Origin of the sequence: Pedobacter sp. Bi27, assembly GCF_918698255.1 — a bacterium.
Classification (GTDB): domain Bacteria; phylum Bacteroidota; class Bacteroidia; order Sphingobacteriales; family Sphingobacteriaceae; genus Pedobacter.
The window spans coordinates 24,916-40,022 of the sequence record NZ_CAKKMW010000010.1 but is presented as its reverse complement, the minus strand read 5'-3'; the positions used below and the strand labels follow the sequence as shown (position 1 = coordinate 40,022).

The window sequence follows — 15,107 nt, the reverse complement described above, 5'->3', positions numbered from 1 at the left end:
GATAATTTGAGGTAGCCTCCAATATCAATGTTAAAGCGCTAAAGGTTATAACTGGTCAAGGTTCCAGTATAGCTAAGCTACAGTTAAATCCTTATAATCTTTAAGGAAATCTAAATGGCAAACACTTCTCTGGATCAAAAAACCACTGTTCGGATAAAAAATACTGCAGCGATTCGCCCAAAAGGCATTTATTCGCTCCAAACCAATACGCCAGCAGGTTTCAATGTTTTTTCTCCAACAATAATCTTCGAATTTGCAGGAATATTTATGATATAATCAGTGGAAGAATAATTTACGGCCATATAAAACCCATCCCTCCAATAAACATAAACACCTGGCGGATAATTTTCAGTAGTTGCCCCTGCTCTGCTGTAAGTGTCGCGTAACAGATCCTTTTCCAGCTTCGAATCATCTGTGGCTACACCAATGTAGGTTACCGATCCTTTACCGATTTTGTGTTTTACAACAGCTGCCTTTCCTTTATAAAATTGGTTTTCATACCGTGCAAGAACTTCGGTATTTTGATCGGGCTGCAACAGATCGCCCCATTTATTCCATTTGTAGTGTTCTGAGCCCATCTGGATGTCTCCTTTCGCATAAGCTGAAAGCATATCGGTTGCCGTAATCTGCGCACCGATAAGGCCCGAAATTGGCGCTGCAAGTTTACCCTCCCAGAAATGCCCCATGCGGTTTTTGGTTGCTGTACGGCAGGTAATAATCAGATGTCCGCCACGGGTTACATAGTCATTCCATTTTTTTACCAAAGCCGAGTCGGCCATTTCGTAAGCAGGAACAATTACCACCTTGTATTTCGACAGATCAGTAGTTTCTGGCACTACATCAACAGGGGCTCCCAGAGATTTTGCCATTTCAAGGAACTTAACGGGATAGTTCCATGTGTCCCACTGGTTGGTCTGTTTCTGCCTGTCGATGGTCCAGTAATTTTCCAGGTTCCAAAGAATGGCCGTTGAGCGTTCCATCAGTTTTTCAGGCACCTTAGCCCCTGGCTTGTACAGCTTCCTCAGTTCTTTTATTTCTTTCATAAACTGGATATACTCTTCGCCTCCAGCCGAAGGTGTTACCCCATCTGTTTGTATCACACCAGAATGGTATTGTTCGGCACTGTATAAAATCTGCCTGAAGCGATAAGAACAGGCAAGTTTCCCACCTGCAGCAAAGGTATGGTACAGCCACATACGTACCGTTCCGGGCAAAAGAAGCGGGTTGTAACTTCCCCAGTTTACAGGACCTGGCTGAATTTCCATCACACCCGATACGCCTCCTACACGCTTAAAATATTCTGATGCAAAAAGGATGACCCTACTATCTCCCATCCTAAATCCCAGTTCGCCAATGTTGTCGCTGCCACCATTAGGATAAGCAGTATAAGCTGCAAAATCGAGTTTCTTTGTCCGCCCCGGATCAGAACCGGGAGAAACCGCGGTATAATTAGTGGTGATATATTGCTGCTTCGATATGAGTCCGCGTAAGGTGCCGGCCTGAAAATCAAGAAATTCGGCCTGCGCATCGGCACAGTAGCGCTTAAAGTCGAGCAGGGCATGCGGATTGTTGCCCCACCAACCAACCAGATTGGTGTTATGGATCATAACCTGATCGAAATTATTGTACCACTGGCTCCAGAAAGCTGTACCCCAGGCATCATTTAAAGCATCAATGGTTTTGTACCTGCTTTTTAGCCATTGCCTGAAAGCCTCCTGCGAAGACACGCTATAATCGGGTTTGGCATCGGGCTCATTATCCAGCTGCCATCCGGTTACATTTTTATGCTGACCATAGCGCCTGCCCATCTCGGTTACAATTTTTTCGACAAACAACCGGTATTTGGCATTAACGATTGAAGCAAGTCCCCTTGTGCCATGTTCGGCACGGATATAATGCCCGTCCATGATAAAGGTTTCGGGATAATTAGCCCGCATCCATGCTGGTGTAGTTGCAGATGGTGTGCACATGACCACCTTAAGCTTATATTTCGCACATAAACCCACCACCTTATCGAGCCAGGTAAAATCAAACTTTCCTTCTTCAGGTTCCACTTTAAACCAGGCAAATTCTGCAAGGTGGACAAACTCGTAACCCATATCCGAAATCTTTTTGATATCCCGTTCCCATTGGCTTTCCTTCCAGTGTTCGGGATAATAGTAGATTCCTGTAGTGATCAGGTCTTTTTCCGGGAAAAACCGGTTGACTTCCTGCGATTTTACACTTATTACCGAAATAAGCAGTGTTAATATAATCAGTGGTATAGTTTTTTTTAACATGGGAACTTAGTTCTTGTGGTTTAAATCCTTAATTGCTGTTTTGATGGTTAAAGTTTCCGCTGGTAAATCAGGCGAGGTAACCGTTAGTTTGATATCGCCAGCTTCATGTTTGCTCTTTATCACAACTAAAGCTTTACCTTTCCAAGCTTTACGTGTATTGCCCACGTACTGTTCAAAATCTTTCAGATCAGCATTATCCACTCCCGCAATTACGCCTGGACCTTCAATTTTGAAATGTAAACGGTTGGTCGCATTAGGTTGAATTGTTCCCGCTTTATCGGTTACTTCAATTGTGATGTACGATAAATCCTGCCCGTTGGCCAAGATCTCTTTCCGGTCTGCTATTAGTTTTATTTTTGCAGCCTCGCCAGCAGTTTTGAGGATGGCTGATTCCGTTTCTTTATTATCTTCTACCCCTACGGCTTTAAGCAAACCCGCAGCATATGGCACCTGAAAAGTAGCTTTAAACTGTTGTCCAATGGTAGTTGCCTCTTCGCCGATCAGTTTATTATTAAGGTAAAGCCTCACTTTCGGGTATTTGGAATACACTTCAACCTGAACTGTTTTTCCTTCAAAACCTGGCCAGGTCCAGCTTTCCCAGGTTGGATAAACTGACCACCAGGTTTCTTTGATTTCTAAAGGGTCAGGAGCAGGTTCACGAACGGCCATATAGAGTTTTTCGTTATTATTGTACAACATACTCCGGTAATGGGAAATGGGTTTTCTCCATCCGATCAGATCAATATCGCCGCAGTAAGCGCCATGCCATGGAAAAAAATTATTTTCCCAGTGCTCACCAGGTGTATCCCCAGAATAATACCAACGGCCGATGCCTGACTCACCTAAATAATCCATCGCTGTCCAAACAAAATCACCGATTACATAATTGTTTTCCTGCACCAGTTTCCAATTGGCAAAAGCATCTTTAGGATAGGATTCCGTTTGAACAATGATACGGGAAGGCACTCTTTTATGATCGTCTGGCGCAGTATTCAGGTTGTAATTGTAACCGGCAACATCGTGTACGTTTATCAAAGAATCCAGGTTTTCCCATTTGCCGAAATTCACAACTGCAGAGGTTACAGGCCTTGTAGTGTCCATTCTTTTTACTTCCTGCAAAAGCATTTTAGCGGTTTCAACAGCTTCGGGTTTTCCCCGTTCTACAATTTCGTTACCTATGCTCCACATCACGATAGATGGATGGTTTCGATCCCTCAAAATCATTGCCTGCAAATCTTTTTTCCACCACTGGTTGAAATATTTTGCATAATCGCTACTGTTTTTTCCAATTTTCCAACAGTCGAAAGATTCGTCCATTACGAGAAGACCTAATCTATCGCAGGCGTCGAGAAACGCTTCAGAAGGTGGATTGTGGGAAGTTCTCACCGCATTGAACCCACCGGCTTTGAGCAGTTCAACTTTACGCTCTTCGGCACGGTCAAAAGCAGCAGCACCTAAGCATCCATTATCATGATGCACGCAACCGCCGTTTATTTTCACTGTTTTTCCATTCAATTGAAATCCATTTTCGACAGTAAATTTTAGGGAACGGATGCCAAAATTGGTTTTTGTATCGTCAAGCACTTTTTTGTCTTTTACTACCTGAACTTGCGCCTGATATAAATACGGTGTTTCTGGTGTCCAAAGCATCGGGCTTGACACTTGGATGGTTTGAGTGATTTCCTTTTCGCTATTGGCAGGAAGTTCGACCTTCATCTGGCCATTACCCGTATTTTTAGAATTTTTATTCCAAAGAAGGGTTTTTACAACAACACGCTGGGCAGATGCTGTTTCATTTTTAACCTTTGTTTTTACTAATACAATTGCTTTTTTTGAAGATACGTCAGGGGTTGAAACAGCAACACCCCATTGTGCAACATGTACAGGATCTGTAACCATCATCCAAACGTGACGATAGATTCCCGAACCACTGTACCAGCGACTGTTCATCTGTTGTGCATTATCCACCCGTACAGCAATAACATTCTCTTTTCCGAAATTCAGGTAAGGTGTAAGGTCATAACTGAATGATGTGTAACCATAAGGATATACACCGAGCGATTTTCCGTTGATAAAAACTTCGGAATTCATATAAATACCTTCAAAATAAACAGCTGTTTTTTTTGCCTTCCAGCTATCAGGCACCTGAAAGGTTTTTCGATACCAACCCATCCCTGACGGAAAAAATCCACCCCCCCCGCCTGTAGCATTTTTAGGATGAATTTTTCCTTCGATACTCCAATCGTGCGGTAAATCAAGTTTACGCCAGCCTGAATCATTGAAATCATTTGCTTTAGCTTCTGGCGCATCACCTAAAAAGAATTTCCAGTCATCATCAAATAACTGTTTTCTTTCGATGCCATTTTGTGCATATGCTGAAAAAAAGCTTATCAATAGTATAAATGCGAATACCATTTGTTTAGCAAAATATTGTCTTTTGTATAAATTGAAGCTCCTCACTTTGTTGCGTTATATTAATTTGTAGTATTAAATATTATAATAGTAAATGGCGGTTCTATTTTCCCCACTGATTTCGGTGATCATCGCTGAACATATAAATCAGCGTATTCCGCGTAATCAGCGGGAGTATAAAATCATGCTTAACTTAGCACTAGAATTTTAGCGTAAAGGCGTTATCCGATACAGTCCAGCCCCATGTTGTGGCAATTCACGCTCAAAGCTCCCATCAAAAGTTCCGAGATCTTTGTGATTCCACAAATCGCGCACTTTTACTTTGCCTTTTATATTAAACGCTTCAAAGCTTACTTTTACATTGGCCTTGTCGGGCAAATCTAATGTTCCTTTATCAACCAAAACTCCAAAATTTACTGAGCCTATTTCCTGTGTTACGTAACCGGTTGCTGTAAAGGAATCATATCCTTCTGGTAATTCATAAATGATTACAGACGCCGCATGAGCACCAATTCCCTCTCGTGTTTCATTATTTATAATAATTGGGTTATTATCGAAGGTGCGATTGACATTTGCATCTCCCCAGCCGGAAGTTGCACTCAGCCATTTAAGGTTAGTTAGCTTTAAATCGCCTTTGGAACCATGAAGTACAGGGTCGACCCAAACGATATGATCCCTATCAGAACCATTTCCGCCATCTTTTACAAAGAGAACAAGTTTCTTACCATCTTTTACCGATACTTCTATCTTTTGCGAACTTCCATTGCCGGCAATTATTGGACTTACATAATCGGCATTATTGAAATCAAGATTCTCTTCTTTGCTTTGCGCATTGAAAAGGGCCACATACTTATCTTTGCTATTAGGTACATCGGCCGTCCACACGATCAGATTCTTTTCGCGAGACACCTGATGGTTATTTATGCTGTGTTGATTTACTTTAAGCATTTCGGGATTGGTAAGCATTTCCTTCGTAAAATCGTCAAGCTTAGTCATATTTCCACCAAAAATAAGTGGTGAACGGCCAATAGCCCAAAGGCTCATCAGCGTATATTGTTCGCTTTTGGTGAAATTGGTCGGGCGTTTGAATTCAACAATTCCGATAGGCAGCATATCGGCATCTGGGAAATGTCCGGGCCCACGAAAAGGTGTCCACACATCCATTCGCTCAAACATCGCTTGCAACAATCCCCACTTATCCCAAAAATCGTCGGTGATACGCCACATATTGGCATGGTTCATCACATGATCGCCCATTTCAACCGGCGTTGCTCCCGGAGATAAACTTAACAGGATATGCCGCCCGGTTTTATCTATTGCTTTGCGAAGCGCCTCAATTTCTGCCTTTTGTACATCATCATAAGGACGCGAAATATCGTCGCACTTGATAAAATCCACTCCCCAGTCAGCATACATCTGCACAATAGAATTATAGTAAGCCTGACCTCCGGGGCTACTGGCATTAACGCCGTACATATCAGGATTCCATGGACAGGTAGAACTTTTAATGGCAATATCCTGCGCTTTTATGTTTGTGCCGAGTACCGGTGTATTTTTTTCAACAGCCTGACGGGGAATTCCGCGCATAATATGAATGCCGAATTTCAGTCCTTTGGCGTGCACATAGTCTGCAAGATGTTTGAAACCTTTTCCATCTGCAGCCGAAGGAAACTTTTTCAAACCTGGCGTTAAGCGGCCATATTTATCCATGGTAAGCAGCGCCTTCGGGTCGTAAGCATGTCCTTTTGATTCAGGCTCATACCATTGAATATCCACTGTGAGGTAGTTGTATCCGCTTGGCAAAAGGTATTTTGCCATCGCATCTGCCTGTTCTTTTATTTGCTGTTCGGTAACGGTTGTTCCAAAACAATCCCAGCTGTTCCAACCAAGAGGCGGTGTTAATGCCCATTGATGATATTTTTTTGGGGCTGTTTGTGCGTTTATAACACTAAAAACAAGTGCCAAAACCAAGGTAAGCGTATATCTCATTTTAATTAGGTTAATATTATTTATTCTGATTTTTAGAGCCTGTTTAAATTTTATTATAAATCATTAGTATGTCAGTCTGTCCAAAGGACTCCTGTGGAGAGCGTAGTCGAAGACCTGTTTTTCGATATATTAAAAGCAATCGACTCCGCTACCATTGACAGATCCCAGTAGAAGAATCGTCATTGCGAGGCACGAAGCAATCTTAAAGCGCTCGCTACTAGCGATAGTTGTAAGATTGCTTTGTTGGCTGAGAAGGCCTCCTCGCAATGACGATTCCTCGCTGGCACATAGCACTAAAAACCCTCTGTCATTCATACTGATTTTTATAAAATAAATTACCCCTCAGTTTGACATCATATCTATTTTATCGGAGTATACTTAAAGTTTTTAAAAGTTACCTTTCCTTCTCCGATTGAACAAAGGCCGATTCTTAAGCTCAAAAATCCGCTAAGTACATTGTGGTGCATGCCCGATACCTCAAAGGAATTTTCAATTTTGTTCCATTTCACACCATCTTTACTGTAATACATATCTACGGTGTTTTCTACATTTTTAAGACGCACGAACACATGGTTGTTCACTACATTTTTTTCAGCCGGAGCCCTCCAGCCACGCAAATCGGCTACGATATCTTTATTGTTGGCCAGTATCCCGGAAGATGCAGTGCTGTTGTAAAAAAGCGCCAAGCCAGCAGTTGCTTTTCCTTCAATTAATACTTCAACATCAACGGTGTAGGAATGGTCTTCAGGTATGCATAATAAGGGAGAACTATTGCCTATAGCACTTCCCTTTGCTTTAACAGACAAGCTGTTATTAGCCAATTTAAACCTGTTGGTATCCAGTTCTTCAAAGAATTGCCATTGAGATTTTAATTTATTACCCGCAAAATTGTCGTTCAGGTTAAAATTGGTTTTAGAAGGGGCCAAATTTGGCTTTTTGATCGGTTTACTGTCGTTTATACCTGTGGGTACTTTGTACCAGCCGTCTTTTGTCCATTCTATAGGTAGAAGCATCGTTTGGCGGCCTTTGTTGTAAAAGTCTTTTTCGTAAGCGTGGAACACCATCCACCAGTTTCCTTTTACATCATCAATTATGGTAGCATGCCCTTTTGATCTCCATTTTTCAGATTTTTCTGTTGTTCTTACAATCGGATTATAGGGAGAATTTTCCCATGGGCCGGACAGTGATTTTGACCGTGCGGATACGACCATGTGGCCCGTTATCGGGCCTGCTGTTCCACCTTCGGCCACAGTAATATAATAGTATCCTCCCTTTTTTATCAATTTAGGGCCTTCCAGGCAAAAACACTCAATAGACCAGTTTCTGGGGATGGGCCAACCTTTGTATGAACTCTTTTGGTTTCCTGTGGTGGAAAGGCCATCATCAGATAAAGCCACAAATCCTCCGTCGCTAAAGAATAAATATCTTTTGCCCTGCTCATCTGTAATATGTCCGGGGTCGATGTTGCCGATTTTCAGGTCAACCGGTTCACTCCATTTACCCTCGACCGAATCTGCGGTTACTACATAGTTGGTACCATTTGCAGGGAAATAGATATAAAACTTATTTTTATACTTCACCAGATCGGGTGCATACACAGAACCTACTTTTTTGTGTAAAGCATGGGTTACCGGTTTCCAGTTGATCAGATCTTTTGAATGCCAGATTAATAACCCCGGGTAATATTCGAAGGATGAATGGACCATGTAATAATTATCCCCATCGCGTAATATACTGGGATCGGGATAATCCCCTGCAAAAATTGGATTCGTATAGAAGCCCGGTGTCCTCGGGTGCTGAGCTACCTGGTACTGCGCTGTTGCACAAATGCTAAACTGCAGCAAAAAAATTGTGATTATAATTTTATTCATATATTTTATGCGGTAAAAAGTATGGTTAACCTGTTATTGATTATTTATTATTTTTGTGTAATTCCTTTCCAATTATCTGTTCTGAAAGGGATGGCAGGCAGACCTTCGAAATTTATCAGGTTACATTCCGGATTGTCAGCCCAGGCATAACGTACCGCTTTAGGATCTCGCACCTGATCGGCATAAACCACCACATATTTTCCCTTTATGGTGGCTTTCGCCCAGTAAAACTGTTGATCATTACCCGCTACCGAGAAGCCTGTTATTTCTTTGGCATCTTTGCTTCTAAGGCCAGCTGAAGCATTGGCAAAATTGATGTAGATGCGATTTGCTTCTTTCCGATAACTTTTATACAAAGGCCCCGATGCTGTTACGTTTTGTTTATACACCAGTTTATTGGCATTTAATGCCAGGCGCCGGCCAACCTCCTGTTTGTTTACTGGGTGGATATTATCTGCTTCACCGATATCGATGATGCAGGCCATATCAGTATTGGGTTGCAATAATGTTAACGTTTGGGCTTCCCTCAGTTCGGCCCATTCACTTTCGGAAGGAAGCGGCTTTCTTGTTTTGAAATTTGCGAGCTGAACATACAGAAATGGCAGATTGCCCTGTTTCCAACGTTTTCGCCAGTCGTCAATCAGCATGGGAAATAACTTTCGGTAGTTATAGGCGTCAGCCTCATTGGCTTCTCCCTGGTACCAGAGAAATCCTTTGATTCCAAAAGGAATAACCGGATTGATCATTGCATTGAACAGCAATGAGGGATAATTTTGATAGTTTTTTATTTTGGGCAAACCTGGTTCAAGGTCTTTTTGGTAGCGCCATTTTCCAGCTAAGGAAACTTTAATGGTACCATCAGTGATATTAATTCGCTCCGCCGGAGGATTTAAGCCACCGCCACCCCATAACATTGCTACCCTGAGGCTAATCGTATTTTCACCTTTTCTAATTAATTTAGCAGGAATGGTATAGGATTGTTTCGGATCACTGTTCCATATGGTTTTACAGATTTCTTCGCCATTGAAATACATCGAATAGTTCATCTCCGGGTGCCCGAGATGCAGGGTTAAGTCTTTTCCGGAAAAGGATTCGGGCAAGGTTATCTTTTTACGCAGCCATACCATCCCTTCATAAGGCCCAATGCCAAAATCTTTGATCAGCCGGGGCATTTCTACAGTCGGCCAGCCCGAATCGTCATACCCGGTTGCTGATATTATTTTATCTGTATTATTTTGCGGATGATATACGATATCCCAGAAGCGGATCAGGTTAAGGCTATCATTTACAAAACTTTGTTCACTTAAAGTATCGTTGGCAGCTATATTTGTTTTGGTTACCGGTGAAGTCAGCAATTGCGCCCGGCTTGTCCACGATTCTATAGGCGTGCCTCCCCAGGTGCTTTGGATAATGCCAATGGGAACACGCTGATCATGATGTATTTTTCGGGCAAAATAATAGGCAACAGCCGAAAACTGCGGCACGTTTACAGGATTACAAACTTCCCACGTTCCCCCGGGGATATTGTACTGTGGTGTTAATTTCTTATCGTGCGCTACCTGAAGCAGGCGTATTTCGGGGTAATTGGCATTTGCAATTTCATTATCTGCATTCAAGGATTGCTTTACCTGCCACTCCATATTCGATTGCCCGGAAGCCAGCCATACATCGCCAATAAGGATTCCATTAAGCTTGGTTTCTGATTCCGGTTTTCCCTGTTCTGAAATTTTAAGTGCATAGGGACCGCCTGCTTTATGCACCGGAAAACGGACCATCCATTTTCCCTTATGATCTGCTATCGCGACAGCACGGAATCGCCCGAGCTCAGCTATGATATGTGCGCCGGGCGTAGCGTTTCCCCAAACCGGAATTTTAATGCCTCTTTGTAAAACCATATTATCGCCAAAAATTTTTGGCAGAACAATCTGGGTATAACCTTTTACCTGGATAAAAAGGAGCAATATAAAAAATATAAACCAGGCTTGTATTCGTACGCTCATTATTTGTGTGTATAATCATTCTCTCTCGGAGATGGAGGTTTTCATCCATCAATTGCTAAGCTTCCACCTGGCCGGGAGATTTATATTTACCAAAATCTACGGCCCTTGAAGAACCGTAGATTTATTACTTCTTAATGTATAACTATAGCTGCTTTTATTTAGATCCGGCTATAAGGGCATTTACGATCCCCTGATCGAGAACTTTATTATTTCTACGGTCTAAAACGCTGCCTTGTTCCCAAAAGAATGGCTTAAGGCCAGATTTAATGGCCTGTTGGGTTGAATAAGTTGTCCAATAATCTATCGACTCATTGTGTTTTGCCATATCTGAAGGCAGGTAATTGGGATTTGTTCTCCTGAAAGCTGCGTATTCACCCAGTATTACCGGAATTCCTTTATCGACAAACTTGGCTTTCATCAATGCATATAATCTTGATACTTCATTTTCTTCACCCCAGGTTGCATTTCGGCTCGGATCGGTAACCGAATGATGCCCCGTTCCCCAGTAGTAGAACATTTTACCCCAGCTGGCATCACCATCAAGCAATATTGTAAATTGAGATGGGGTATAGTTATGCACTTCAACCATCATGCGGTTAGGTACCTGGTCTGTTGGAAGGGTATTCATCAGATTATTTGTTTTTTCGAAATCAGTACCTGGCCCCTGAACAACCAGCACCCGATAGCTGTTCCTGCCACCTGTAGCGCGAACGGTATTTATAAATGTTTGGTGGTAACTGTTTAATATTGCCATCTGTTCTGCATTTTCGGCAGGAGGTTCATTTGCACTGGCAAACATCAGGTGCTCATCAAAATCTCTCATGGTTGTAGCAATCTGCTCCCATAAGGCCTTTTGTTTCGCATTAACCAGATCTTTCTTCGCCTGGTTGATATTCTGATCCAGCCAGCCCCCATCCCAGTGGATATTCAGCAGCACATACATATCATTGTCTACACAATATTTAATTACTTCTTTAACACGGTTAAGCCATGCAGGATCGATGGTAGCCTTTTGCTCATCGCTCAAATGTTTCCAGTTCCAGGCGCAAGGAATGCGTATGGCATTAAAACCTGTCTGTTTTACAAATTTCACATACGATTCGGTAATCTGGGGGTTACCCCAACCCGTTTCGCCGCCCTGAGCTTCCATTGTATTCCCAATATTCAGACCCAAATTCATTTTCGCCGCCAGTTGTACCGCTGTGCTGCCCATACCTGTTTGGTCAGGGGCTTTGGGCGATGTATTATAGGAAGGATATAGCGTGCTCGTTTGCGAGATCGTAACCCTTCGGGCCTGTCCGTTATCCGAGTTAACCACCATTACCGCAGAACGGGAAACACCTGTAAGGTTAGGCATTGCGGTTAACTTTAATTCAGTATTTCCTTCACTTCCTGCGGTCTGGCTAACCTGCAACCAAACATCGGCAGGGTTTTTAGTGTTCCATTTACCATTGCTGGTAACCGTTATATTGGAGATGCCTCCATCAGGCAGAAAAGCAACATCCGATGTAGAAATGTTGAGCTGGGGTTGAACTTCTTCTTTCTTTTTACAATATGCGGTAAGCAAGCTAAAGGCGAGCAATACCAACATATATAGGCATCCTTTTATTTTTACATTTCCGAAGCGGCTCATAAGTTTATTTATTTTCTTCCGAAGATGATAGAAAATCTTCGTTACTATAATTAAAGCATACCGGCCCGTAAAATTACGGGCCGATGGTATTGCTTATCTTGTTTTTACTATCCTGATATTATCAATAGCGGCTTCAAAATCGGTGACCACCGTTGAACCATCATTGGTAAAAGTGACGTTGATTGCTCCGTTTCCGGTCGAACCGAGTAACTCGGTTAAGGTTGGAGATGGCAGTCCGTTCTTTAAAAAGTTCGATAATGGAACAGTGACTGTTTGCCAGCCATTTGTTTTAAATGAACCGTTAGACCCGTTTGCATTTTTCCAAGGGCGATAAAAAGCAGAATAGGTAAATGTATAGTCTTTAACAATCTGAATGGAACCATCGGTCCACGGCTTCTTAACCGCTATTTCAAATTTTAATGAATACTTGTTCAGGGTATCTTGCAAATTGGCTGTAGGAACCCATTGAACAGCGTTGGTATTGATGGAACGTCCGCCTTCCCACCAGCTTCCATTACCAGCAGGGATATTTGTGGCTTTTAATATCCCATAATTACCATTATTCCCAGGGAAATTAACAGCGCTGTTCGAAACATCGGAACCCCAGCTAAAGGTATTTATACCATCATAGTTATTTAAGACACCTGTTGTAAAATCATGAACGTTGTAAAAGGTGGTGGCTGTACCCGATTTTGTGGTCACAATAACAGGCCCAGGTGTTGAAACACTTGCAGGAACTGCCATACTTATAGCGGTACCATCATTTGCGCCCTTAAAGCCCGTAACCTCTACCCCCGCATAGCTCACCCGTTGAATAAAAAAGAAATTTAATCCTTTTATCGTAACGCTATCGCCGGGATTGGCGCTTTCATTTGATATTTCGGAAATCGTGGGTGCAGGAGCAACGATCGGAAATGAAAAGGTCGTTTCGCCCTTTGTAGTTACAAAACGTATGGTATTAAGCTGCGAAGGCTCTACCAAAGGGAATGGAATTACTGCCGGCATTAATACGATTGCACTGGTATCAGAAAACCAAGCATCGTTAAATGAGCCCTTTACTCCGTTAAAATAAATCTGGAGTGCCCCTTTTAGGTTACTCCCTGTAATTACAACCCATTTTCCGGTTCCTACTCTGGTTAGGAGCGAATCGCCCGGACTGGGTACATAATTACGTACACCTGTAATAACCGGCGGACCTGATGATGATGATGAGGATGCATCTTTTTTACAGCCTTGAACTGCAAAAAATATTATTGCAACTAAAATAAGTAACAAATGGCTATTGGCCCTGTTTAACAGATTTTTCATATCTTTTTTGATTAAAAATAAATTAGTCCTAATTAATAATATGCCACTGGTGGATCCAATAATTTCGGATCGGCAGTTATCTCTGTGGCCGGTATAGGCAAAGTAAAGGTTGCAATGGTAGGTGCAGTAATCACTATCCCAGTGTTATTTCTGGTCTTCTTCCCTGTAGCCGGATCATAAGCAAACTGAACTCTTGTTTTCTTCTGAATCTGATTGTTCAATAAGTTAATAGCCCCTTGTGGATTATAATATGAAAGGCGAACCAGATCAAACCAGTACTGCCCTTCAAATGCAAGCTCAATCCTTCTTTCATTTCTAAGTGTTTCTGTAGTAATTGTTGTTACCGGATCAACACCAGCCCTTTTCCTTACCATATTAAAAACCCTCAATGCCTCTGCATCAGAAGTTGAACTACTGGTACCTAGTAAGGCCTCAACATATACCAGATAAACATCGGCCAGGCGTAAAACCGCATTATGTTCGCTAGAAGACCAGATGTCCATCGTTGGTGAATTATTATCGATGGCAGTACCAACAATATGCTTTTTAACACTGCATGAGGTTGCGGTATATCCTCCGCCAGCAGCATTCAGTTCGGGATAGTGATCGCCTGTAAGCATGAAAGTCGCTTTGCGCCGTATAGAATCCTGAGGTGTATATAAGGTATCAAGATCAACGGTTGGTCCAATGGCACCGCCCCATCCTCCACCAGGAGGAACTATGCTTCCGCTGGGTGCAAACTGGGTCTGGATCGCATTACCATTTCCATAACCTACACCAGGTGCCCACTGAAAGGCAAAAAGTGATTCCTGGTTATCATTAAACTGTGTTCTGAACAAGTTGTAATAACTTGGCAAAAGGGTTAATCCACTGGTATTGATCACATTTTTAGCAAAAAATGCAGCACTGTCTAAATCTGACTGGCTTCTGCTTCCGCTGATACCAGCTTTTGTTAAATATACTTTGGCCAGCATACCCTGGGCAGACCAGGTAGTTACCCTTCCCGTCTGATCGCGTGGTGGCAACGCGCCTGCGGCAAACCTTAAGTCGCTGATGATAAATTTGTAAACATCGCTCAGCCGGTGACGTGGCAACAGGGGATTTTGTATTAATTTATCATTATCCTCAATGATGGGTACTGCTCCCCATAATTGTGCCAAATGAAAATATGCAGTGGCACGCAAAAACTTCAGTTCGCCAAGCGCCCCATTTTTACTTTTGAGGGATACGCTATCTGGTACTTTATTAGTGATTGCCTTAATATTGGTGTTACAATGCGCCACTATTTTATAAAAACAGCGCCAAGATGTACCAATCTGTGAATTATTGCTAGTTACCGCAAAGGAGGTTAACTGGGCAAGGTCGGCATTATAAGGCTGCAACATATTGCCGCTCAGAATGTCGCCGATACCAAGCAAAGGAAAAGTGTTCCAATCATTCCATGGTTGCGCGTAAATGGCAGCTGTGGCAAGCCTTAAATCCGCAGCGCTCTTATAAAAATTATCTGTTGTTATTTGCGACAAGGGCGCTCTATCCAGAAAGTCTTTTTTACAGCCGCTTATTATTGTGGTAGCGGCGAATAAAATGAGTATGTATAGTTTAATATGTTTCATAA

The 15,107-nt window shown here is 42.4% G+C and carries 8 protein-coding genes; all 8 read right to left on the bottom strand.

The window, feature by feature from the left end; genetic code table 11:
• Window positions 1–188 precede the first annotated feature (188 nt).
• Window positions 189–2,279 (bottom strand): beta-galactosidase, encoded by a 2,091-nt coding sequence (locus LQ227_RS23815; protein ID WP_230151478.1) that lies wholly within the window; start codon window positions 2,277–2,279, stop codon window positions 189–191.
• A 6-nt stretch (window positions 2,280–2,285) separates the two neighbouring features.
• Window positions 2,286–4,694 carry a sugar-binding domain-containing protein gene (locus LQ227_RS23810; protein WP_230151476.1) on the bottom strand — a complete coding sequence of 803 codons (2,409 nt, stop codon included), beginning with the start codon at window positions 4,692–4,694 and terminating at the stop codon, window positions 2,286–2,288.
• A 204-nt stretch (window positions 4,695–4,898) separates the two neighbouring features.
• Window positions 4,899–6,680 carry an NPCBM/NEW2 domain-containing protein gene (locus tag LQ227_RS23805; RefSeq protein ID WP_230151474.1) on the bottom strand — a complete coding sequence of 594 codons (1,782 nt, stop codon included), beginning with the start codon at window positions 6,678–6,680 and terminating at the stop codon, window positions 4,899–4,901.
• A gap of 359 nt (window positions 6,681–7,039) precedes the next feature.
• Entirely contained in the window at window positions 7,040–8,551 is a 1,512-nt protein-coding gene (locus LQ227_RS23800; RefSeq protein WP_230146173.1) for a family 43 glycosylhydrolase, read from the bottom strand.
• Window positions 8,552–8,598: 47 nt separating this feature from the next.
• Window positions 8,599–10,551: a sialate O-acetylesterase gene (locus LQ227_RS23795; protein ID WP_230151472.1), complete on the bottom strand. Its 1,953-nt coding sequence runs from the start codon at window positions 10,549–10,551 to the stop codon at window positions 8,599–8,601.
• Window positions 10,552–10,705: 154 nt separating this feature from the next.
• Entirely contained in the window at window positions 10,706–12,184 is a 1,479-nt protein-coding gene (locus LQ227_RS23790; protein ID WP_230151470.1) for a cellulase family glycosylhydrolase, read from the bottom strand.
• A 93-nt stretch (window positions 12,185–12,277) separates the two neighbouring features.
• Window positions 12,278–13,492 carry a glycan-binding surface protein gene (locus LQ227_RS23785; RefSeq protein WP_230151468.1) on the bottom strand — a complete coding sequence of 405 codons (1,215 nt, stop codon included), beginning with the start codon at window positions 13,490–13,492 and terminating at the stop codon, window positions 12,278–12,280.
• A 32-nt stretch (window positions 13,493–13,524) separates the two neighbouring features.
• On the bottom strand, window positions 13,525–15,105 hold the full coding sequence (locus LQ227_RS23780; RefSeq protein WP_230151466.1) for a RagB/SusD family nutrient uptake outer membrane protein: 1,581 nt from the start codon (window positions 15,103–15,105) through the stop codon (window positions 13,525–13,527).
• Window positions 15,106–15,107: the final 2 nt, after the last annotated feature.